Annotated in this window: 21 protein-coding genes; 7 read left to right on the top strand and 14 right to left on the bottom strand. The window is 72.2% G+C overall.

Annotated elements, in window-relative coordinates:
• Window positions 1-120 precede the first annotated feature (120 nt).
• On the top strand, window positions 121-1,407 hold the full coding sequence (locus HGB44_RS25765; protein WP_061082951.1) for an SMP-30/gluconolactonase/LRE family protein: 1,287 nt from the start codon (window positions 121-123) through the stop codon (window positions 1,405-1,407).
• Between the two features lie 10 nt (window positions 1,408-1,417).
• On the opposite strand, the gene HGB44_RS25760 is transcribed toward HGB44_RS25765, so the two are convergent.
• Complete coding sequence (locus HGB44_RS25760) at window positions 1,418-1,864, bottom strand: hypothetical protein (protein WP_061082950.1); 447 nt, start codon at window positions 1,862-1,864, stop codon at window positions 1,418-1,420.
• Window positions 1,864-2,121 (bottom strand): hypothetical protein, encoded by a 258-nt coding sequence (locus HGB44_RS25755; RefSeq protein ID WP_061082949.1) that lies wholly within the window; start codon window positions 2,119-2,121, stop codon window positions 1,864-1,866. Before HGB44_RS25755 ends, HGB44_RS25760 begins: the two co-directional genes overlap by 1 nt.
• A 150-nt stretch (window positions 2,122-2,271) precedes the next feature.
• On the opposite strand from HGB44_RS25755, the gene HGB44_RS25750 reads away from it, so the two are divergent.
• Both HGB44_RS25750 and HGB44_RS25745 read left to right on the top strand, forming a co-directional pair.
• Complete coding sequence (locus HGB44_RS25750) at window positions 2,272-2,961, top strand: winged helix-turn-helix domain-containing protein (protein ID WP_061082948.1); 690 nt, start codon at window positions 2,272-2,274, stop codon at window positions 2,959-2,961.
• Complete coding sequence (locus HGB44_RS25745) at window positions 2,958-4,205, top strand: MFS transporter (protein ID WP_061082947.1); 1,248 nt, start codon at window positions 2,958-2,960, stop codon at window positions 4,203-4,205. Before HGB44_RS25750 ends, HGB44_RS25745 begins: the two co-directional genes overlap by 4 nt.
• 130 nt (window positions 4,206-4,335) lie before the next feature.
• Here the strand turns inward: HGB44_RS25745 and HGB44_RS25740 are convergent, their stop codons facing one another.
• Entirely contained in the window at window positions 4,336-4,755 is a 420-nt protein-coding gene (locus HGB44_RS25740; protein WP_061082946.1) for a DUF4229 domain-containing protein, read from the bottom strand.
• 422 nt (window positions 4,756-5,177) lie between these two features.
• Here HGB44_RS25740 and HGB44_RS25735 point away from each other — a divergent pair, with 422 nt between their 5' ends.
• The 3 genes from HGB44_RS25735 to HGB44_RS25725 all read left to right on the top strand — a co-directional run bounded on the left by HGB44_RS25735 (window position 5,178) and on the right by HGB44_RS25725 (window position 6,868).
• Window positions 5,178-5,378 (top strand): BldC family transcriptional regulator, encoded by a 201-nt coding sequence (locus HGB44_RS25735; RefSeq protein WP_017535950.1) that lies wholly within the window; start codon window positions 5,178-5,180, stop codon window positions 5,376-5,378.
• Window positions 5,379-5,557: 179 nt separating this feature from the next.
• Complete coding sequence (locus HGB44_RS25730) at window positions 5,558-5,914, top strand: PLD nuclease N-terminal domain-containing protein (RefSeq protein WP_061082945.1); 357 nt, start codon at window positions 5,558-5,560, stop codon at window positions 5,912-5,914.
• Window positions 5,915-6,211: 297 nt separating this feature from the next.
• Window positions 6,212-6,868 carry a DUF4333 domain-containing protein gene (locus HGB44_RS25725; RefSeq protein ID WP_061082944.1) on the top strand — a complete coding sequence of 219 codons (657 nt, stop codon included), beginning with the start codon at window positions 6,212-6,214 and terminating at the stop codon, window positions 6,866-6,868.
• A gap of 72 nt (window positions 6,869-6,940) precedes the next feature.
• Here HGB44_RS25725 and HGB44_RS25720 read toward each other — a convergent pair whose 3' ends face one another.
• Window positions 6,941-8,224: a pectate lyase family protein gene (locus HGB44_RS25720; protein WP_061082943.1), complete on the bottom strand. Its 1,284-nt coding sequence runs from the start codon at window positions 8,222-8,224 to the stop codon at window positions 6,941-6,943.
• 187 nt (window positions 8,225-8,411) lie between these two features.
• Between HGB44_RS25720 and HGB44_RS25715 the strand changes: the two genes are divergently transcribed.
• Window positions 8,412-9,386, top strand: coding sequence for a LacI family DNA-binding transcriptional regulator (locus HGB44_RS25715; protein WP_061082942.1), 975 nt, complete (start codon window positions 8,412-8,414; stop codon window positions 9,384-9,386).
• A 95-nt stretch (window positions 9,387-9,481) separates the two neighbouring features.
• On the opposite strand, the gene ccsB is transcribed toward HGB44_RS25715, so the two are convergent.
• The 10 genes from ccsB to HGB44_RS25665 form a co-directional block, all read right to left on the bottom strand.
• A complete protein-coding gene (gene ccsB, locus HGB44_RS25710) occupies window positions 9,482-10,474 on the bottom strand; it encodes a c-type cytochrome biogenesis protein CcsB (RefSeq protein ID WP_061082941.1) in 993 nt (330 codons plus the stop codon).
• A complete protein-coding gene (gene resB / locus HGB44_RS25705) occupies window positions 10,471-12,174 on the bottom strand; it encodes a cytochrome c biogenesis protein ResB (RefSeq protein ID WP_061082940.1) in 1,704 nt (567 codons plus the stop codon). The genes ccsB and resB overlap by 4 nt, the downstream gene beginning before the upstream one ends.
• Window positions 12,174-12,980: a cytochrome c biogenesis CcdA family protein gene (locus HGB44_RS25700; RefSeq protein ID WP_061082939.1), complete on the bottom strand. Its 807-nt coding sequence runs from the start codon at window positions 12,978-12,980 to the stop codon at window positions 12,174-12,176. Before HGB44_RS25700 ends, resB begins: the two co-directional genes overlap by 1 nt.
• Window positions 12,980-13,765: a TlpA family protein disulfide reductase gene (locus HGB44_RS25695; protein WP_210752160.1), complete on the bottom strand. Its 786-nt coding sequence runs from the start codon at window positions 13,763-13,765 to the stop codon at window positions 12,980-12,982. The genes HGB44_RS25700 and HGB44_RS25695 overlap by 1 nt, the downstream gene beginning before the upstream one ends.
• Before the next feature lie 262 nt (window positions 13,766-14,027).
• Window positions 14,028-14,231 (bottom strand): helix-turn-helix domain-containing protein, encoded by a 204-nt coding sequence (locus tag HGB44_RS25690; protein WP_013155995.1) that lies wholly within the window; start codon window positions 14,229-14,231, stop codon window positions 14,028-14,030.
• 245 nt (window positions 14,232-14,476) lie between these two features.
• Window positions 14,477-15,274, bottom strand: a complete 798-nt coding sequence (locus HGB44_RS25685) for a phosphatase (protein WP_061082937.1) — start codon at window positions 15,272-15,274, stop codon at window positions 14,477-14,479.
• 253 nt (window positions 15,275-15,527) lie between these two features.
• On the bottom strand, window positions 15,528-16,688 hold the full coding sequence (locus tag HGB44_RS25680) for an acetoin utilization protein AcuC (protein ID WP_061082936.1): 1,161 nt from the start codon (window positions 16,686-16,688) through the stop codon (window positions 15,528-15,530).
• A 178-nt stretch (window positions 16,689-16,866) separates the two neighbouring features.
• Window positions 16,867-18,390, bottom strand: coding sequence for a hypothetical protein (locus HGB44_RS25675; RefSeq protein ID WP_061082935.1), 1,524 nt, complete (start codon window positions 18,388-18,390; stop codon window positions 16,867-16,869).
• 711 nt (window positions 18,391-19,101) lie between these two features.
• Window positions 19,102-19,896, bottom strand: a complete 795-nt coding sequence (proC, locus tag HGB44_RS25670; RefSeq protein ID WP_061082934.1) for a pyrroline-5-carboxylate reductase — start codon at window positions 19,894-19,896, stop codon at window positions 19,102-19,104.
• Between the two features lie 112 nt (window positions 19,897-20,008).
• Window positions 20,009-20,947 carry a sugar phosphate isomerase/epimerase family protein gene (locus HGB44_RS25665; RefSeq protein WP_061082933.1) on the bottom strand — a complete coding sequence of 313 codons (939 nt, stop codon included), beginning with the start codon at window positions 20,945-20,947 and terminating at the stop codon, window positions 20,009-20,011.
• Window positions 20,948-21,142: the final 195 nt, after the last annotated feature.

Below are 21,142 nucleotides of genomic sequence, written 5' to 3'. Positions count from 1 at the left end.
TCTCTGTGATTTCGTGGCGACTCTTTGCGAGAATGCGTTCAGTCCTCCTGCCGGTCACCACGCCGACCCGCACACGGTTCGCACGACCCGCACGACCGCACGACCAAGGGAGAATCCTCCGTGAAACCCAGCCGCCCGCTGCTCGCCCTGACCATGGGCACGCTGCTCCTACTCCCCGCCGGGGCCGCGACCGCGGCGCCAGCCGCACCAGCCGCCCCCGCCTCAGGGGCCGACCACTCCCGTGTGGTCGGCGAACAGCCCGTGCGGTGGACGCCGCACGTCCTGGACGGGGCGGTCAAGGACATCCTGCGCGTCGGCGACACCGTCCTCGTCGCCGGAAGCTTCACGCGGGTCAGCGCGGCCGAGGGGGGCCGCGCCCACGACCTGCCCCACCTGTTCGCGTTCGAGCACGGCACCGGGCGCATCCTCCACGGGTTCGAACCGGAGCTGGACGGCACCGTCACCACGCTGGCCCCCGGGCCCGACGGGACGGTGATCGCGGGCGGGGACTTCCGCTCGGTCGACGGTGAACCCTCCACCGGTCTGACCCGGCTGTCGGTCGACGACGGCGACGAGGTGCCGCGGTTCCGCGCCGACCTCGACGGGGGCCGGGTCCACCGCGTCGCCAGCGACGGCGGGCACCTGTACGTGGGCGGCAGCTTCCCCGGTGTGAACGGCGTGGAGCAGCCCGCGCTGGTCCGCCTCGACTCCGGTTCCGGCGAGGTGGACACCGGCTTCACCCCCAGCGTGACCGAGGAGCGCAACGGCGTGTTGAAGGTCCAGGAGCTGGCGCTGAGCCCGGACGGGCGGCGGCTGGTCGTCAACGGGTCCTTCACCGAGGTGGACGGCGAGGACCGCTACCAGATCGCCATGATCGACACCGCGAGCGGCTCGGTCTCCCCGTGGTCCACGTCGGCCTACGAGGCCCCCTGCGAGGACGTGCGGCTGCACACCTACATGCGGCGGATGGACTTCTCCCCGGACGGCTCGTACTTCGCGGTGGTGACGGCGGGCGGCCCGGAGGTCAAGCCGGGCCTGTGCAAGTCCGTCGCGCGCTTCGAGAACACCGACACCCCGGACTCCGACCCCACCTGGAGCAACAAGACCGGCGGCGACTCGCTGTACTCGGTGGAGATCACGTCGGCGGCGGTGTACGTGGGCGGGCACCAGCGCTGGATGGACAACGAGAAGGGCGCCCTCAACCCCGGCCCCGGCTCGGTGGCCCGCGAGGGCATCGGGGCCGTGGACCCCGGGACCGGCAGGGCACTGCCGTGGAACCCGGGCCGGACGCGCGGCCACGGCGTGGAGGCGATGCTCGCCACCTCCGGCGGGCTGTACGTGGGCAGCGACACCGAGCGCCTCGCCGGCGAGTACCACGCCCGGCTGGGGATGTTCCCGCTCTCCTGAACCGGGGAGGTCAGGACACGGGGGCGTCCCTGCGGCGCCCCCGGCGTCCGCCGGGCACCGGCGTGTCCACGCCCTTGAGCAGCTGGTGGACACGCTGGTGGGAGAGGTCGACGACGTCGGCCATGGCCCGCTGGGTGACGCCCTCCCTCCGCATGGTCTCCAGGACCCGGGCGCGGGCCCGGTCGCGCTCGGCCTGGGAACGCCGGAACTCCTCCTCCGCCACGAGGTACTGGATGACGTCCTCGGTCACGTCCTCGCCGCCGAACTCGTAACGCCAGGTGATCGTGAAGTCCTCCGGGTCGGTGTCCGTGAGATCGGCGATGGCCTCGGGAACCTCGTCCTTGATCTCGGAGAAGTGCACGTAGTCGACCGTTCCGACGACGTGTTCGGGCAGCCCCGCGATACGTACGACCCAGAGGTCCTCGTCGCGGATGACGGTAGCCGTGTAGTCAAGCATCACTTCTCCATCCATTTCTCACCGAACAGGTGCTGCAAGCCGTCCTCCACGTCCCTTAGAAGGCCCCGGGACAGCTCCTTGGAATGTTGCGTGACCACGAAACGGCCAACCTGTGCTCCGCCTTCGTCCAGGAGGACACAGGTCTGGTGTGTTCCTTTGCCTCGCCCTTTGGGTTCTTCCGGGCGCAGGCCGTTCTTACGCGCCATCCGGCGCACCAGGGCGAGCAGGACCCGCGCCTTCATCCGCTTGTTGACCATGAGCCTAAAGCTAGGCCGGTTGCCACTCAAGCGACCAGGAAACTAGATATATGAAGCACGAGCCCGTGGGTTCCGGATTACCGAAACCGCCCCAAGACTTCTTGGCCAACACCTCTTGGCCAAGAACCCTTGGGCGTTTACGGTGACCGCATGAACGACTCCGCCCCCCGCGACAGCGAGAACCCCGACCGAGCCGCCGACCACACCCCCGGCCCGGACCCGAACCCCGTCCCCGACGCCTTCGCCCACGCGGCGACCCTCGACGCCCGCTCCCTGCGCGGACTGGCCCACCCCCTGCGCATCCGCGTCCTCAACCTCCTCCAGCAGCGGGGACCCGCCACCGGCAAGACCGTCTCGGAGTGGCTGGACGTCTCGTCGGCCTCGGCCAGCTACCACCTGCGGCAGCTGGAGGCCCACGGGTTCATCGAGGAGGATCCCTCCCTGGGCTCCTCCCGGGAACGCTGGTGGCGCTCCCGGCACAGGGGCTTCCGCTTCCCCGAGCACCTGGACACCGACGAGCCCGAGCTGAGCACCGCCGTGCGCATGGCCCTGGCCGCCAGCTGGAGCGAGGAACTGGCCGCGGCCGTCAACGTGTGGGCGGCCCAGCCCGAGGGCTGGCGCGAGGCGCAGGTCATGTCCGGGCGGCGCACCGAGCTGACCCTGGACGAGCTCACCGCCTTCCGGGCGGAGGTCCGCGCGCTCTTCGACCGCTACGCGCGCGGGACCGGCGCACCCGGCAGCCGACCGGTGCACATCCAGTTCGCCGCCTTCCCCGACCCCGAGGACCGGGGCCCGGACGGAGAGGACGCCGGGAAGGGCGGCGCGGAGGCGGGGACGTGAAGGACGTCGGCGGACTGGTCGCCGCCCAGGCCCTGTGCTACACCGCCACGCGGCTGGCGATGATCGCCATCCCCTGGTTCGTCCTGGAGACCACCGGCAGCCCGGCGTCCATGGGGGTGGTGGCCTTCTTCGAGATCGGCTCCTACACCCTGGCCCGGCTGCTGGGCGGACCGCTGCTGGATCGCATGGGCCAGCGCGCGGTGAGCGTGCGCGCCGACCTCGTCGCCGCCGCGGCGGTGGCCTGCGTCCCGCTGCTGCACGCGACCGGGCTGCTGTCCTTCCCCGTGCTCCTGGCGCTGGTGACCGTGATCGGCCTGGCCACCGGCCCCGCCGAGGCCGCCAAGGTCTCCATGGCCCCGGCCGTCGCCGAACGCACGGGGACGCGCCTCGAACGGGTCACCGGGCTCACCGGGACCGTGGACCGGCTGTCCACGACCGTCGGACCGGTGGCCGCGGGCGGGCTGGTGTCCCTGCTCGGCGCGCTCCCGGCCCTGTACGCGAACGCCGCGCTGCTCGCCGCGGCGGCGGTGGTGCTGGCCGTCACCCAGCCCGGGGAGCGTCCCGGCCCCGGCGAGGACCCCGAGGCGGACGCGGGCTACCTGGCCAGGCTGCGCACCGGCTGGCGGGCGGTCTGGGGCGACGCCACCCTGCGCGTCCTGGTGGTCGTGCTCGCGGTCACCAACATGATCGACATGTCCGTGGCGTCGGTGCTGCTGCCGGTGTGGGTGGACGAGAACGGCATGGGACCCGCGGTGGTCGGGCTCCTGGGCGGTGTGATGGGCGCGGCCTCGGTGGCGGGTTCGCTCGCGGCCACGGCGGTCGGGCACCTGCTGCCCCGGCGGGCGGTGTTCTTCGCGGGACTGGTGCTGGCCGGGCCGCCCCGGCTGCTCGTGCTGGCGCTGGACGTGCCGCTGTGGGCGGTCCTGGCGGTATGGGGCCTGTGCGGGCTCGCGGGCGGGGTGCTCAACCCGATCCTGGGCGCGGTCCTGTTCGAGCGCCTGCCCCGCCGCGCCGTGGGACGCGGGACGGCGACGATCGGCGCGCTGACCCGGATGGCGGCGCCGCTGGGCGCGCCCGTGGCGGGCGCGGCGGCCGGGCTGCTCGGAGCGGCGCCGGTGCTGCTGGTGTGCGCGGCCGTCTACCTGGCCGCGGTCCTGCCGCCGCTCGTGGGCCGCGCGGCCGAGGGCCTCGACCGGCGCGGGTCGGGGGCGGACCGGTCGCCGGACGGAGCGGGCACGGGCTGAGGCACCGGTCGGGGCGCACGGACCCGGACCCGGGCCGATGTGCACGGGCGCGGGATCCGGATTCCGGCCGGGACGCGCCGGGACAACGCCGGCAGTCCCCGGCTGGGGTGCGCGGAGGCGCGGGACCCGGTCAGGACTCCCTGGCCGCGGCCGGCGCGTCCTCGCCCCTCTCGCCCTTCTCGCCCCCGTCCGCCTCGGCACCGGAGCCGGAACCGGAGTCGGCGTCCGCCCCGGCCGGGGCCTCCCCGTGGCCCGGTGCTTCCTGGTTCGGTGCTTCCTGGGCCGGTGCTTCCTGGAACTCGTCCTCACGCGCGGAGGCGGCCGACAGGCGCTCGGACACGCTGTCCGCCTTGCGGCGCTCCATCCGCTCCACCGCGCTCGCCGAGATCTTGTCGCGCATCCCGGACAGCAGGACGTAGGAGGCCAGTCCGCTGACCAACCAGGCCAGGATCAGGGCGATCCACGCACGGGCGCCGAAAAGGTAGACCACTCCGAAGGCCGCCGCGAACAGTCCCAGGCGGGCGGCGGTATAGGTCAGCAAGCTACGCATCCAAAAGCCTCACAACAGACGATTACCTGGACTAGATTGGTCGCTACGCCCATCGGCGGCGCGGAACGCCCGGTCAACACCTGTGTCCGGACGTTCCCACGCCCGGCACGGGTCGGGCTGAGGGCGTCCCACAGGTCCTTATCTCCAGGTTAAGGGCGTGCCCGCAGCGACGGGCATCGGGTCGGTGTGTCGCCTGCGGCACAGGGGAACCGGACATAGGCGAACACGATTCGCATAGTCATGGGATGTTTTCAATCCCGACAGCAGGGCCCGAACATCACGTTCCGGTCACATATCCGGTACTCCTCCCCCCAACACCGCAATTTCTCCGAAAACTAGGGAGGAAACGGTCCAACTCGTGCACACTAGGGGATCAAACGCCCGCCGCCCCCAGAGTCCGAGGCGGGCACGATTGGGGGAATGTGAAGGTGGAACGAGCAAGCGAACGCCTGTTGACCCCCGGGGAAGTGGCCTCACTCTTCCGGGTTGATCCCAAGACCGTCACGCGCTGGGCCGCCTCCGGGCGGATCAGCAGCATCCGGACTCCGGGCGGGCACCGCCGCTTCCGCGAGTCCGAGGTGCGCGCCCTCCTGCTCGGGGAGCCGAGCGAGAGCACGCCCTGAGTCAGAGCGCCCTGGGTCAGAGCGCCCCGAGACAGCCCATCCGGCGGGAGCAAGAGCTCCAGGAGCCACGGGGCTTTCCGGCCGCCCCGTCGGCCGGGCAGCCGCCCCGCGGTCTCCCCCTGCCCTCCGGCCCGGTGTCCCGACCGTGAGGAGTCGACTGCAAGAGTTAGGCTGGAACCATGGTGTGGCTTGGTGGCCTGATCACGCTCGTATCGATCGTTCTGTGGGTGTACGCGTTCTTCGACGCGCTCACCACCCCTTCCTCTGAGGTGCGCACTCTGCCGAAGGTGCTGTGGGTGTTCGTCATCGTGCTGTTCGTGCCCGTCGGCGCCGTCCTGTGGCTCCTCCTCGGCCGCCCGCGCCAGGCGGCCGCACCCCGCGGGAGCGCGCCCTCCCCGGAACAGACCACGGCCTCGGCCGACGACCTCGACCCGTCCGACTTCACCAAGCCCTCGGGCAGCCCGCACCCGCTCGGACCGGACGACGACCCCGAGTTCCTGCGACGACTCAACCGGCGCATCGATCCGGAGGACTGACCCGGACACGACCGGGCCGGACCGGCGCACGACGAAGACGAAGGTGGGGGCCGCCCGACAGGGGGCGGCCCCCATCGTTGTCCACGGCGCGGCACCCGTGCGTCGACCGGAGGCGTCGCCGCCGGGGCCCGGGAGGGGTCCGGAGCCCCGCCCGCCCAGGCGGTCTCCTGGTGGGCACCGTGCGGACGGACCGGTCATCGATGTCACATCCCCGCATCGAAGCCCCGTACCTGGGAACCCGCTCGTCGCTTTCGGCGTCCAGACCCGTGCACACCGCCGAACCCTGAGGAGGTCGCAATGCGGCAGACCGGACGTCGTCGAGTCATCACCGGAACAGCGCTGGGCGCGGTTTCCCTTCTCCTGACCACCGGCTGTTCGTTCGAGTTCAGCGTCGGCGGCCCCGACGCCGTCGACGCCGAGCAGGTCGCCGAACGATCGAGTGAGATGCTGGCCGAGCAGGTGGGCCAGACCCCCGACGACCTCACCTGCTCCGAGGACCTCCCCGCGGAGGTGGGCGCCGAGATCCGCTGTGAGCTCACCGCCGACGGCCAGACCCTCGGCGTGACCGTCACGACCACCTCGGTCGACGGTGACGACGTCCAGTGGGACGTCAAGGTCGACGACGCCCCGGCCGGGGACGACGCCGCCGAGGAGAGCGCCGCCGGCGGGGGCGCGGGCGAGGGCACCGGTGGGGACGACAGCGCCGCCGCCGCGAGCAACGGGGTCGTCCCCGCCGAGCAGGTCGCCCAGCAGTCGGCCGCGCAGCTGGAGGCGGTGGTCGGCCAGGCCCCCGAGGACTTCACCTGCTCCCAGGGCCTCCCCGCGGAGGTGGGCGCGGAGATCCGCTGCAACCTCGTGGACGGCGGCACGAACTACGGCGTGACCGTCACGACGACCTCCGTCGACGGTACCGACGTCCAGTGGGACATCAAGGTCGACGACCAGCCCCTGTAGCGGCGGCGGCCCGCCCGGCGGGGGCCGGGCGGGCCTGCTCCCCGGTGCGTGATCACGCCGGGAGCGCCGGTCTCAGAGCAGTCCGGCGCCCGCCTCGCGCGGCACGCCGCGGACCGCGTGCACCGGCTCCACCCGCGTGGAGTACTGCGGCACCCAGGTCAGGTCGGTGCCCAGCGACTGGTCGGGGTAGGCGTCGTTGTGCGCCTCCACCAGGTCGACCTCCGTGACGCGCCCGCGGCCGTCCTCCATCACCGCGTTGCCGTGCTCCACGATGTCGGTGCCGCCCCAGTTGGCGACGATCTCCCCTGCCCCGATGCCGTCGCGCAGGTCGAACAGGTTGTTCTCCGCGTACAGGTGCGACTCGAAGCCCACGCCCAGGCTGTACTGGTACAGGTCCGTGGCCACCGTGTAGTGGTTGTTGTAGACGTGCACCTGGCCGTAGCGCACGCGGGGCGCGCGCTGGCCCAGGCCGTCGAAGTGGTTGTGGTGCCAGGTGGTGCGCAGGTACCCGCGGTCGGTGGTGCGGCCGTCGCTGTTGCCCACCAGGATGGCCTTGTCCCGTCCCTCGAAGTGGTTGTACGACACCGTCACCAGGTCGCTGGCGCGCACGATGTCGAGCAGGCCGTCGTGCACCTCGTACCTGCGCCCGAAGTACTCCGGCAGCTCCGAGCCCGGGTTGTCGCCGTCGTCGAACGTGTTGTGGTCGATCCACACGTTCGTGGAGCCGGAGACCTCCAGGTGGTCGTACTCGGAGTTCCAGTTGCCCTCGCCGCCGTCGCCGGGGTCCCAGCCGGGGAAGCAGTCGTGCGTGTCGGAGAGGGTGAGGTTGCGCAGGATGACGTTGTGCGCGCCCACCACACGGATGCTCATCCCGGTGATCTCGGCGCCGTCCCCGACCCCCACCACGGTCGTGTTGGAGCCGACCTCCACCCGGACCCGCTCCGCCTGGGCGGCGTACGAGGCCTCGCGGGCCTCCTCCAGCGGGCCGCTGGGATCCTGCCAGCCCCACACCTCGGGGTCGTAGGCGGCCAGGTAGTCCTCCAGCGTGTAGCCGTCCACGGCGTAGTCCTCACACGACAGGGGCGTGCCGTCCGGCGCCGTGTTCGCGTCGAGGAGGCCCTCGACATGGACGATCTTGGGCTCGTCGCCGCTCACCGCCTCGCGGAACTCCTGTGCCGTGGAGACGTGGAAGACGTTCTCCGGGGAGGCGTCCGCGCCTCCCGTCGTCCCGCCTCCGGCCGAGGCCCAGCCGTCGCCCTCGGGCAGGACCTGCCTGCCCACGTCGGGCGCCGCCTGGACGGGCGCGACCGCGGTCATCACCAACACCGTGCTCAGAGGGAGTACGAGCCTGCGCATGGTTCTGCTCCTCAGGGGGGAAACTGCAAACGGTTGCATGAACATCTCCCAAGAGCCGGATCCGCGTCAACCCCTCCCACCCGGGAAAACCCCGGAAAACCAGGCACCGGACCCAAAAGTACGCACTGGTCAACCACAACCGGTTGCCAGTAACCTCGGAACCGTTCCCCACCGAAGGAGGCCACGGGTGGCCGTGACCATCAAGGACGTCGCCCTGGCGAGCGGGGTGCACGTCTCCACCGTCTCCCGGACCTTCTCCGCCGCGCACCTGGTCAACCCCGACACCCGGACCCGCGTGCTCGCCGCCGCCAGCGCCCTGGGCTACCGGCCCAACCGCGCCGCGCGCGCCCTGTCCACCCGGCGCACCGGCAACCTGGGGCTGATCGTCGCCGACATCGCCAACCCCTTCTTCCCACCCCTGATCAAGGCCGCCCAGGCCCACGCCCGCCGCAGCGACCACCACGTGTTCGTCGCCGACACCGACGAGCAGGCCCGCGTGGAGGAGGAGCTGATCCGCTCCATGGCCACCCAGGTGGACGGCGCGCTCCTGGTGGCGCCGCGCCTGAGCAACCGCCTGATCGCCGAACTCAGCGCCGACGTGCCCTTCGTCGTGGTCAACCGCCAGCCCGCCGGGCTGCCCGCCGTCCTCATGGACGTGGCCTCGGGCGCCGCGCAGGCCGTGGACCACCTCGCCTCCCTCGGCCACCGCGAGATCGCCCTGCTCACCGGCCCGCGCGCGTCGTGGACCAACCAGCGCCTGGAGCGCGCGGCGGAGGAGGCCGCCCTGCGCCGAGGCCTCCTCCTGCACAGCGTGGGCCCCAACCAGCCCACCGAGGAGGGCGGCGCCGCCGCTGCCCCCGGGGTGCTGGCCCTCGACGCCACCGCCGTCCTGGCCTACAACGACCTGGTCGCCCTCGGCCTGGTCCAGGAGCTCCGTGCCCTGGGCGCGTCCGTGCCGGGCGACCTCAGCGTCGTGGGCGTCGACAACACCCACACCGCCCGCCACTGCGACCTGACCAGCGTCGACATGCCCACCGCCGCCGCCGGGCGCTCCGCCATCGACCTGCTGCTCCACCGCATCAGCAGCGAGGATCCCCCCGGCACCGTCACCCTGGACACCCGCCTGGTGGTGCGCGGGTCCACCGCTCCCCCGCCCGTCTGAACACGGAGAGCACCGCGCGTAGCGTCCGTCGGGGGCGGTGGCCCGCCCCGAAGCGAAAGGCCCCGCCGTGGCGGGGCCTCGTGCGTCAGTCGGGGTCAGGCGTAGGAGTGCAGCCCGCTGAACATGTAGTTCACCGCGAAGAAGTTGAACAGGATGGTCGCGAAGCCCACCACGTTGATCCACGTGGCCTTGGGTCCGCGCCAGCCGCCGGTGGCGCGGGCGTGCAGGTAGGCCGCGTAGATCACCCAGGAGATGAACGACCAGACCTCCTTGGGGTCCCAGCCCCAGAAGCGGCCCCAGGCCTCGTCCGCCCAGATGGAACCGGCGATGATGCCGAAGGTCCACAGCGGGAAGGCGAAGAGGATGAACCGGTGGGAGATCCGGTCCAGCAGCTCGGGGCTGGGCAGGCGGCCCGCGATACCGGCCACCGTCTCGCCCAGCGCGCGCTTGGCCTCGGCCCGGTGCGCCACGAGGTAGGTGACACCGGCCGCGCCGGAGACCATGAAGGCGCCGCCCGCGATGATCGTCGCGGTCACGTGGATGGGCACCCAGTACGAGTGCAGGGCGGGGATGAGCGGGCCCGGGTCCACGTACAGCCAGCGGACGCCGATGCCCAGCAGGACGAGCACCGGGACCAGCACGAACGCGCCCAGGAAACGCGCCTGGTACCGGTAGGAGGCGAAGAGCAGACCGCCCACCGCGACCAGGCACAGGGCCACGACGAACTCGAACATGTTGCCCCACGGCCAGCGCCCGGCGGCCAGGCCGCGGGCGATGATCTGGGCGACGCCCATCACGAAGCCGAACGCCGTCACGCCCAGGGCGATCTTGCCCAGGACGCTCTGGGAGGCCTTGGCCTCCGCCTCGGTGCTGCGGACGTTGACCTCGATGCCGTCGTCGGCGCCGGACTCGGCACCGGCGTTGACCGGCATGAGCCGGCCGGACCTGAGCTTGGTGCGTTGTCCGTAGGCGGCCTCGATGGCGAAGAGGAACAGCGCAGCCGCGTACGTGACGATCATCGCGATGATCAACGAGTCACTGACTGACGCCATCACCTCGTCCACCTGTGCGGCGAGTGTGTACGTCACCGGTCACTCCCTTGTGTCGTCGACTCTGGCGGGTCGGATGGCGGATGGGGGTCGGAGCCCGGAACGGGGTCCGGGTCGAGGTCCGGCTCGGGGTCCGGACGGCCGTCCGGTTCGGAGCCGGGGTCCCCGTCGGACCGGCTCCGGAGCCGTCCGGCGAGTTCCGTGGTGAGTTCGTGGAACTCCACGTTGTTGCCCGCCGCCTCGGTCTTGCCCAGGGCGGCCAGCTCCACACGGGTGCGGCCGTCCCCGCCCCTGGTCGCGCGCACCCACACGCGGCGCGGACGGACGAACAGGGTGATGACCAGCCCGGCCACGGCCAGGGAGGCCGCGGTCAGCGCGGGCAGCCGGGCGCCGTCCCGGTTCATCTGGAGGCTGACGTACTCCTTGTAACCGGAGAAGGTGATCGACCCGGCGCCCTCGGGCAGCTCCCAGGTGTCCCCGATCTCCATCACGGGGGAGCTGCCGAGCTCCTCCATGCCGCCGGTGCGCAGCTGGTAGACCGACTGCGGGTCGACCAGGCCCAGGTCGCCCTGGTAGCCCTCCAGCGTGATCCGGGGGTTCTCGGCGCCCGGGAAGTTGGACACCAGCTCCCCCTCGGACGTCTCCACCGCGCTGGGCAGGAACACGCCGACGAAGCCGAGCTGCTCGCCCCCGGTGTCGGGCACCTTGACCACGCCGTCGGAGGTGTAGGAGGCGGTGTCCCGGTGCAGGAAGGGGACCGCCTGGTCGAAGACCACGTCGCCCTCGCCGTTGCGCACCTCGAACTCCGGCGCGTACCCGTGGCCGAGCAGGTAGACCTGTACGCCGGACACGCTCAGCGGGTGGTTGACCTCCAGCCGGTGCTGCTCCTCCTGCGCGTCGGGCGCCTCCCTGTAGGTGAGGTCGGCGACGTAGGACTCGGCCTGCCCGCGCAGGTCGCCGTCCTCGATGAAGGAGGCCTCGAAGTCGTCCAGGTGGATGGAGAAGGGCTCCAGGGAGTCGGTGTCGGTCCAGTGTCCGGGGTAGATGGCGTCGTAGGAGGTCAGGGTGTTGGCGAACCCGTCGCCCTCCACCAGGAGCATGTTGCCGCGGTAGCCGAGGAAGGATCCGGCGGCCAGCGCCAGCAGCAGGCCCAGCAGGGCCAGGTGGAACAGGACGTTCCCGGCCTCGCGCAGGTAGCCGGTCTCGGTGGAGAGCGAGTCGCCGTAGCGCTCGGTCCGGTAGCGCCGCAGGACCTTGCGGGACTGCTCCAGCACCGTCTCGGGGTCGGCGTCGGTGGTGAACGCGGCCGCGTAGGGCATCCGGCCCAGGTTCTTGGGCGTGCGCACCGGGCGGGCCCGCACTGCGCGGGCGTGGGCCAGCGCGCGGGGGAGCACGCAGCCCGCCAGGGAGACGAACAGCAGCAGGTAGATCGCCGCGTACCAGGGCGAGGAGAACACGTCGAAGAGGTAGAACCGGTCCAGCCAGGGCGCCAGTTCGGGGTTCTCCTGGAAGTAGGTGTTGACCTCGTCGACGCTCACCACGTTCTGCGGCAGGATCGAGCCCGGGATGGCCCCGACCGCCAGCAGGAACAGCAGGATCAGGGCGGTGCGCATCGAGGTGAGGGTGCGCCAGATCCAGCGCAGCCAGCCGACCGCGCCCAGGCCCTTGGGGCGCGGTCGGGCGCTCTCCTCGTCGTGGGAACCGGTCCCGGTCCCCTGGTCGTTCGCGGTCGTGCTCATCAGATCACCGTCTGGAAGTCGGCGGCCCAGCCCTGCATGGCGATGGTCAGCTGTGTCCACAGCCCGGTCACCATCGCCAGGCCGACCAGGACGAGCATGGCCCCGCCGATCACGGTGACCGTGCGGGTGCGGCGCTTGAGCCAGTCGAAGGTGCCCAGCGCACGCCGGTAGAGGAAGGAGGCCAGGACGAACGGCAGCCCGAGGCCGACGCAGTAGACCAGGGACAGCAGCATGCCGCGCCCGGCACCGCCCTCGACGAAGGCGAGGGTCTGCACGGCGGCCAGGGTGGGCCCGATGCAGGGGGTCCAGCCCAGGCCGAACAGGACGCCGAGCAGCGGGGCGCCCGCCAGACCGGCCCGCGGCAGGCGGTGGAAGCGGAACTCCCGGCCGAAGCCCGGGATGACGCCCATGAAGGCCAGGCCCAGGACGACGGTGAGGACGCCGAGCACCCGGGTGATGGGGTCGGTGTAGTCCATGAGGAGTTCGCCGAGCCAGCCGATGAAGCCGCCGACGGCGACGAACACCAGGGTGAACCCGGCGATGAACAGGACGCTGCCCGTGACCATGGTCCAGCGGCGGGAGGCCAGCTCGGTGTCGATGTCGGCGACGGTGGCGGTGCCGCCCCCCGCGGCCGGGGCGGTGCGCTCGCGGACCTGGGCGCCGCTCATCCCGGTCACGTAGGACAGGTAGCCGGGCACGAGCGGGAGCACGCAGGGCGAGAGGAAGGAGACCAGGCCCGCGGCCAGGGCCAGCGGGATCGCGGCCAGCAGGGAGCCGGTGAGGACGGTGGTGCCGATGGGATCCATCAGCCCTCGCCCCCGGACCCGCCGTCGTCCCCCGCGTCGCCGGAGTCCTGGGCCGCCTCGGACGGCGCGTCCGAGGGGTCGGCCGAGGGGTCGGCCGAGGGGTCGGCCTCCTCCGGGGACGCCGTCTCCCCGGCCTCCTGCTCCGCGACCCGGGGACGCTCCTCCGGGTCGCCGAAGTCGAACTCGACCACCAGCGGGTTGAGCAGCTCGGTCAGCTGTCCGTAGGTGGTCGGGCCGATGACGCGGGCGGCGATGCGGCCCTCGGGGTCGATGACGAGCGTGCTGGGGATGGAGCGCGGGGGCACGGTGTCGCGGAAGGCCTGGGGCACCGCGCCGGGCTGGTCGTACAGGCTCGGGTAGGGGACCCCCATGCTCTCCTGGTAGGACCGCGCGGCCGTCTCGTCGTCCTTGATGTTCACGCCGAGGAAGTCCACGCCCAGGTCCGCGTACTCGGCGTGGACCTCGTCCAGGACCGGCTGCTCCGCGCGGCAGGGGCCGCACCAGCTCGCCCAGACGTTGAGGACGACGATGCCGCCCTCGTAGTCGCTGAGGGAGACCTCCTCGCCGTCGAGGGTGGTGCCGGTGACCTCGGGCGCCTCGGCGCGGTCGGCGGCCTCGAAGGCGGTGGCGCTTCCGTCTCCGGAGATGAAGCGGTTCTCCTCGTCGCTGGCCTGGATCTCGTTGCCCCCGGCGCAGCCGGTCAGGGCGAGTACGGCGGCCAGTCCGGCCGCCGCCAGGCGCGGCACGGCACGGCTTCGGCGCGTACCGGTGCTGGTTCTGGGCATAGAGGGGACCTCGCGAACGGGGTGTGAACAGGGCGGACTACAACAACGACAAAGTGTAGTAGATGCCCTGGAGCCCGTTCGGCCGCCCCGGCACAAGGGGGAACCGCGGCCGGTGGGGGTGGGGACGGCCCCGTCGTGCGCCGGACTGCACGCGGCGAGGGGGTGGAGAACCCCGGTGGGGGCGGTGGCCGTCAGACACCGCCCCCCGGGTGTGTCGGCTGACCGGGGGCCGGGGGACGGCTCCGGTCGGCCGGGCCCTGCGTCAACCAGCCTCGACGAAAGCCTCGCGGAGGTAGTCGTGCACGGCCCGCTCGGGGACCCGGTAGGAACGCCCCACGCGAATCGCGGGGAGAACTCCCGAGTGCACCATTCGGTAAACGGTCATCTTGGACACACGCATGATCGTGGCTACCTCCGCCACGGTCAGGAACCTGACCTCTTCGAGAGGCGGCTTGCTCCCGTTCATCTTTCGACGCCCTCATTCCCGGACGTGAGCATTGTCTACCCTTGGGACCGGCGTGGTGTGCGGCGGCGACCCCGGTGTGCCCGCCCCAAACCACGCCAGCGTGTCACGCTGTCACTACTGACACGTCCGTTTTCAGAGTAGAGCCGAGTTCGCCTCAGCGAAAGGCCGTTGGGGCTGTCTTCGGCGCTATGTGTTGATGGCGGGTCGGATGAGGTTTAACGGTGGGTATAAATGGTCTTCCCCACTCACAGGAGACCGGCTCTGGCGAGAACGTACTCGCGCAGCGGGGCGTAGTCCTCGGTCAGGTAACCGTCGTCCAAAGGCACCGTGACCAGTAGTTTCCCCTCGGCCTCGGCGAGGAAGAGGGCGGGGTCGTTGCAGTCGGCGAAGCCCATCGCGGGCACTCCCGCCTCACCGGCCGCACCCGCGAACCCGTGGTCGGCGATGACCAACTGCGGCCATGCCTCACCGCGGTCCGCGAGGTCCCCGAGGATGGCACGCATGGCGAAGGGGTGGTGGCTGTGGCGTGCGAGGCGACCGTCCGTGACGATGGCGACGTCGTCCTCCCACACCACGATCCGCCGGTTCGGGGGGCGTTCTGTAGTCACTTCGTAGGAGTAGCCGCCGCCTGCGGTGATGACCTGACACCCGCGCTCGACAAGGGCGTCCTTCCAGGCGCGGTAGGTCTCGCGGAGGTTGCGCGGGTGCCCGGTGGCGAACATGACCCGCTCCCGGCGCTCGGCGGCCAGGGCCAGCCGGTCGGCGAGGGCCTCCAGGGCGTCGATGGTCAGGTCGGGGTCGATGGTGTCGATCCCCCACACGTAGTCCTCGTCGGCCACCACGCCGCAGCGCTTGCTCATCAGCGCCAGGACCTCGGAGAAGGTCCAGTCGTGGGAGAAGGTGAGGCCGAACTGGTGGTAGGGGTCCTTCTGGACGAGCCGCCGGTAGTGCCGCAGGTTGTTCTGACGCGGGGTGTCGACGTGCCCGGCGATTCCCGTGCGCACCAGATAGGTGATCAGTTCAGCGCGTGTCGGCGGCGTCACCTGGCGCTCCCCTTCCTCGTCTGCGCAGCGAGCGTGCGCCACGCTGGGCGGCCACCACGGCGCCTGCTCCTGTTCGCCCGGTATTCAACCTCTGTCCTACCCGCTTCGGACGCGACACGCGCGGCTCCTCCGGAATTCACGCCGGTCGACACCGGGGTGTTATGGGAGCCGTCCCATGAGTTGTCCGGAGCCCCCTGAGCCCCTGCCTACACCGGGTCCGCGGCCCGGTCCGCGGCGCAACGGAGGGTCGGCTCTAGAGACTCGGGTCGATCCCGTGGCTGGGGAAGACCGCGGTCCGGGTCGCGTGGATGGCCCGGTCCACCGGGTCGCCCGGGTCGTAGCCGTCCACGAAGTGGTCGAAGACGACCTCGCGCCCGTCGGTCATGTACAGCGGAGCCAGCTCCCCCGTGCGCTGGCGCACGAAGTCGCGCCAGCCCTGCGGGGTCTCGGTGTCGGGGTCGACGGGGCGGCCCGCGGCCTCGCCCAGCAGGTGGGTCCAGGCGCGGGGAACGACGTGGACCAGCCCGTACCCGCCGCCGCCGAACAGCAGCCACCGGCCGCCCGCGGTCTTGCGCGCGAGCTCGTGGAGCTCGGCGTAGGCGCGGCGCTGGCCGTCCACGCTCAGGGTGAGGTTGGCGAGCGGGTCCAGGGCGTGGGTGTCGCAGCCCTGCTGGGTCACCAGGATCTCGGGCTGGAACTCGTGCAGCAGCGGCGGCACGACGGCGTCGAAGGCCCGGTGCCAGCCGTTGTCCCCGGTGCCCGCGGGGAGGGCGACGTTGACCGCGTACCCCTCGGCGTCCGGGCCGCCGGTCTCGGAGGCCTGGCCGGTGCCGGGGAACAGGGTCGCCGGGGACTCGTGGAGGCTGATGGTGAGCACGCGCGGATCGTTGTAGAAGGCGTTCTGGACGCCGTCGCCGTGGTGGACGTCCACGTCCACGTAGGCGACGCGCTTGGCCCCCTGCTCCAGCAGCCAGGCGATGGCCAGGGCGGGGTCGTTGTAGACGCAGAAGCCCCAGGCGTTGCCGCGCATGGCGTGGTGCAGGCCGCCCGCGATGTTGGCCGCGTGCGCGGTCTCCCCGCTCCACACGGCCCGCGCGGCGGCCACGGACGCGCCGGAGATGAGCGCGGCGGCGTCGTGCATGTCCTTGAAGACGGGGTTGTCGGAGGTGCCCAGCATGTGGGCCTCGTCGGGTTCCAGTGTGCGGCCCGCGCGCTTGACCGCCTCGATGTAGGCGGGGTCGTGCACGAGGGACAGGAGTTCGTCCGAGGCCGGTTCGACGTCCAGGAGTCCGACCCCCGGCGCGTCCAGCACGCCGAGTTCGCGGCTGAGCGCCATGGTCAGCTCGACGCGTATCGGCGCCATCGGGTGCTGCGGACCGAAGTCGTAGGCCGTGAGTCCGTCGTCCCATGCCACCCGAAGCGAGCAGGACGTGCGCCCTCCCATGTGGTGACCCCCGTTTCAGGTGTGCGTGCTCCGAAGCACACAGTACGCACAACCGCACGCGTGGACGAACCCCGGGGTTTGGATGACCCGGTCCGGCACGGGACTCGACCCCGTGCCGGACCGCGGTGTCCGGGCCACTGCGTCCGGGCTACTCGGTGACGAAGTAGCAGGACTCGTACAGGTCGCCTCCGGAGAAGTCGACGGTGCCGTGCAGGGGCACCGCCCCGAAGAGCGAGTCCTGCGAGGTGAGCAGCACCCGGTACTCGCCCGGTTCGAGCTCGACCCGCATGACCTCGCCGTCGTCGAAGCAGGAGTTGCCCGTGGGCGGTGAGCTGTAGACCTCGCAGTCCTCGCACGCGGGGGTGATGATCTCCTCGTGGACGGCGTCCGGACCGACGTAGAGGAACTGCATCTCGTACGGGGTGTTGTTGGTGATCTCCAGGACGCTCTTGTCGCTGCCGGAGCCGCCGGTGGGAGCGGGCGCGAAGTCGGCCTCGCCGATCGAGGTCATGGCGTCCATCCTCTCCTCGATGCGCCCCGCGCCGATGTGGGTGACCATCCGCTCGACCTCGTCGGTCTCGTGGTCGGGGTACTCCGTCTCCAGGAGGACGACCATCTCGTCGGCGGTGTCGAGCGAGCCCCCGTCCACGCTCTCCCAGCCGCAGTTGAACGCGGCGTCGGGGCGCTCGGTGGTGATGCGCTCGGCGATCTCGGGGGCGGCGTCCCAGGCCAGGTCGGAGAACATGTCGATCTGGTCGAAGCCCGCGCACCAGTTCTCGGCGGCGTACTCGGCGGTGCCGGTGCCGTAGAGCTCGGTGAGCGCGGTGGGGACCTGGCCCGCGGCCTCGGTGCCCTCGTAGTCCACCGGGATCACGGTGTAGATCTCGTGCGCCCGCCGCATGCTCTCGCGGTACTCGTCGGTGACCTCGCCGCCGAAGTCCTCCTCGGCGGAGGCCACCAGGTCGGCGGCGTAGGAGAGGTGGATGTCGGCGACCTCGCCGTCGGTGTCCTCCCAGCGGGCGGAGGGGTGCTCGAAGTAGGCGGCGTAGGAGTCCAGGGCCCGCTCGTACTCCTCGGCGGCCACGTCGGACTGGGCGCGCTCCAGGAGCGCGCAGGCCTCGGCGCCCGCGCGGGCGCGCGACATGAGCGACGGGGAGAAGGAGAGCTGGAAGAGGTCCTCCACGCTCCCGTAGGCGGCGACGGCCTCGGAGGCGCCGCACTCGCCGCGGGCGTGGGCGGCGTCGGCGACGCGCAGCCGCCACTCCCCCGCCTGCCACACGCCGGTGAGGGCCGCCAGCAGGGCGACCGCCAGCCCGGCGGCGGTGAAGAGGGGCAGCGCCCGCCTGGACGGCTGCTCCCCCCTGCCGAGCAGGCGCTCGTCGCGGGAGCGCCCCGCGAACAGGCCGTGCACGGCCGCGACGGCGAACCAGGCCGCGAAGATCGACGCCCACAGCAGGAGGTTGTCGGCGGCGCCGAGGAAGGCGGCGGTGACCAGCAGGCCGAGGGTGATGACGAGCGCGGCGGCGAAGAACGGCCACTGGCGCAGGTAGGCGTATCCGGCTCCCATGCCCGAGGCGTTGAGCAGCGAGGTGCGCAGCGCGGAGGGGGAGGAGAACAGGCCGAGCCTGGGCGGCTTCGGGGGCGGCGGCGGTCCGAACTGCCCGGGGGGCATGCCGCCGGGGGGCATTCCGCCCGGAGGAGGCCCACCTGGAGGAGGTCCGCCGGGAGGCATTCCGCCCGGAGGCGGTCCCATGGGAGGCGGCCCGCCCGGGGGAGGCCCGCCCGGAGGCGGCATCATGCCGGGTGGCCTACCGCCCGGAGGCGGTCCCATGGGAGGCGGCCCGCCCGGAGGCCTCCCTCCGTGCGGCGTCCCGCCCGGGGGCGGACCGGGCACACCGCCCGAGTGCATACCGCCCGCGGGCGTGCCGCCGGCGGGTGCGCCACCGGCGGGCGTACCGCCGCGGAAGGCCCCTCCGGCCGGGTTGCCGCCGGTCGGACCGCCCTGGGCGGGGCTGCCTCCCGTGGGGTCGGCGCCGGTCGGGCCCGAGGGCGCGTGCCCCGGGGGCGGGAAGCCTCCGCCGGGCGGCTGGGAAGGGTCGGGCGGGGGAGGGGGAGAAGTCATGGGGGACCCTGGGATCGGGAGACGGGGGAGATCCCGCGCGTACGGGACCGAGGGGGCCGTGTACACCCTTCACCGAAGACACTACCCAGGGCCGCCGACACCGGACCCCGCAGAGCGGGCCGCTTCCGGCCATCTCCTCTCGCCCCACCCGCCGCGACCATGCGCTTACAGCGAGGCCCGGACGCCGGCATCGGCTATGAGTACGTGATCATCGGGGCCGGGACCCCTCGCGTCACACCACCACCGGTTCCGGGCAGCGCGTCAGCTGCCGGAGAGCGCGCCGCTGCGGTCCCGGGCCGCCTCGATGGCGTCGGTGAAGGCCGTGCGCACGCCGTGCCGCTCCAACTCGCGCAGCGCGGCCGCGGTGGTGCCGCCCGGAGAGGTGACGGCCTCGCGCAGCACGACCGGGTGCTCGCCCGAGCCGTTGAGCATGGCGGCGGCGCCCGTGATGGTCTGGCCGACCAGCTTCTGCGCGGTGGCGCGCGGCATCCCCATCGCCACACCGGCCTCGATCATCGTCTCGGCGATGAAGTAGAAGTAGGCGGGCCCGCTGCCGGAGATGGCGGTGACGGTGTCCATGTGCTGCTCGCCCACGCGGATGACCTCGCCGACCGTGCCCAGCAGCGCCTCGGCGCGGTCCAGGTGGGACTCCCCGGTGTGGGCGCCGCCCGCGATCGCGGTCATCCCCCGCCCCATCAGGGCGGGCGTGTTGGGCATCGCCCGGACGACGGGGGTCCCGGCGGACAGGTGCTCCTCCAGCACGGCGGTGGTGATCCCGGCCGCGACGGAGATCACGAGGCAGGCGGAGGACAGGCGCGGCGCCAGGTCGTCCAGCAGCGCCACCATGTCCTGGGGCTTGAGCGCGAGCAGGAGGGTGTCGGCGCGCTTGGCCGCGTCCGCGGCCGGGACCACCTCGACCCCGTAGCGGGCGCGCAGCTCCCCGGCGTGCTCCTCGCGCGGTTCGGTGACGAGGACGTCCTCCGGCGCGTGGCCCTTGGCCAGCATTCCGGCGAGCAGAGCCTCGCCCATCTTCCCGGCACCGATGATGGCGATCATGAAGGGTCCTTCCTGCGGATACCTCCACGCTAACGGCACGGACGGCCCCGCGTGGACACCGGATCCCACTCCGTGGACTCCCCGTGCGCCCCGGCCCGGCGGCGGACCGGGTTCACCCGGGGTCGACGGTGCCCTCGTCGTCGACGGTGCCGCCCTCGTCGACCGCGAAGCGGCGGGGCGGCGCCGAGGGGGCACGGCGCAGCAGCGCGATGCGCTCGCGGCGGTCGCGCGTCCGGTCGCCGGGGCCCGCGGTCCGGGCGAAGTGCAGCCGGGTGAAGGCCAGGGCCTCGGCCAGCTCGCGCATGCGCGCCTGGCGGTCGGGGGCCTTGCGGGTGCTGACCTCCAGGACCAGCTGGCCCCCGAAGCCGTTCCCGGCCAGGTACTCCAGCAGCTCTCCCACCGGCTGGCGTCCGCGGCCGGGGATGAGGTGCTCGTCGAGGTTCTGGCCGCCGATGCCGTCGGCCACGTGGATGTGGGAGAGGCGGTCGCCCAGGCGCTTGGCCATGTCCATGGCGTCGGAGCCGGACATGGCGGTGTGCGACAGGTCGAGCGTGACGTCGGGGTAGTCCCGGTCGAGCGGGTTCCAGCTCGGCGCGTAGGGGACGACCTCGCGGTCGCGCACGCGCACCGGGTACATGTTCTCCACCGCGAAGACGACGTCGGTCTCGTCCTGCATACGGGAGATGCCGGTCTCGAACTCACGGGCGTAGTCGCGCTGCCATCGGAAGGCGGGGTGCACCACGATCGTCTTGGCGCCCAAGGCCTCGGCCATCTCCTTGGAGCGGACGAGTTTGCCCCAGGGCTCCCTGCCCCACACGCGCTGGGTCAGGACCAGGCACGGCGAGTGGACCGCGGTGACGGGGATCTGGTGGTAGTCCGAGAGGCGCCGCAGGAGGTCGATGTCCTGGCTTGCCGGGTCGGAGGAGACGAGCACCTCCACGCCGTCGTACCCCAGCTTCGCGGCGATCTCGAAGGCGGCCGGGGTCTTCTCCGGGTAGACCGACGCCGACGACAGGACGACGGGCGCGTCTGGGACCTGGATAGGGCTCACGCGATCCAGACTATGCGCTAACGCGCCCCGTGTGCGTACCGCCCGCGTGAACGCGGCGTGCCGTTCTCCCCACGCCCTCCCCCACGGAGGGTGCGGGTCCCGGTCGCGCGACGGTGGTGGAGGGGCCCGCGGGTGCACCCGCGGAGCCCTGGTTCGTGGTTGCCGACCGCCACGTCGTCGGGGCGGTCGTACGGG

It is taken from the genome of Nocardiopsis alborubida (assembly GCF_012396365.1).
Classification (GTDB): Bacteria; Actinomycetota; Actinomycetes; order Streptosporangiales; family Streptosporangiaceae; genus Nocardiopsis; species Nocardiopsis alborubida.
Note: the sequence above shows the minus strand (reverse complement) of the source record. Positions and strands in the feature narration are given on the sequence as shown.

Bases quoted from the DNA above. Each gene is read 5' to 3' on its own strand.
- HGB44_RS25760 (WP_061082950.1), bottom strand. From the start codon at position 1,864: ATGCTTGACTACACGGCTACCGTCATCCGCGACGAGGACCTCTGGGTC.
- HGB44_RS25720 (WP_061082943.1), bottom strand. From the start codon at position 8,224: ATGCGCAGGCTCGTACTCCCTCTGAGCACGGTGTTGGTGATGACCGCG.
- HGB44_RS25695 (WP_210752160.1), bottom strand. From the start codon at position 13,765: ATGCCCAGAACCAGCACCGGTACGCGCCGAAGCCGTGCCGTGCCGCGC.
- proC (WP_061082934.1), bottom strand. From the start codon at position 19,896: ATGATCGCCATCATCGGTGCCGGGAAGATGGGCGAGGCTCTGCTCGCC.
- resB (WP_061082940.1), bottom strand. From the start codon at position 12,174: ATGAGCACGACCGCGAACGACCAGGGGACCGGGACCGGTTCCCACGAC.
- HGB44_RS25700 (WP_061082939.1), bottom strand. From the start codon at position 12,980: ATGGATCCCATCGGCACCACCGTCCTCACCGGCTCCCTGCTGGCCGCG.
- HGB44_RS25675 (WP_061082935.1), bottom strand. From the start codon at position 18,390: ATGCCCCCCGGGCAGTTCGGACCGCCGCCGCCCCCGAAGCCGCCCAGG.
- HGB44_RS25730 (WP_061082945.1), top strand. From the start codon at position 5,558: ATGGTGTGGCTTGGTGGCCTGATCACGCTCGTATCGATCGTTCTGTGG.
- HGB44_RS25750 (WP_061082948.1), top strand. From the start codon at position 2,272: ATGAACGACTCCGCCCCCCGCGACAGCGAGAACCCCGACCGAGCCGCC.
- HGB44_RS25725 (WP_061082944.1), top strand. From the start codon at position 6,212: ATGCGGCAGACCGGACGTCGTCGAGTCATCACCGGAACAGCGCTGGGC.
- HGB44_RS25755 (WP_061082949.1), bottom strand. From the start codon at position 2,121: ATGGTCAACAAGCGGATGAAGGCGCGGGTCCTGCTCGCCCTGGTGCGC.
- HGB44_RS25740 (WP_061082946.1), bottom strand. From the start codon at position 4,755: ATGCGTAGCTTGCTGACCTATACCGCCGCCCGCCTGGGACTGTTCGCG.
- HGB44_RS25690 (WP_013155995.1), bottom strand. From the start codon at position 14,231: ATGAACGGGAGCAAGCCGCCTCTCGAAGAGGTCAGGTTCCTGACCGTG.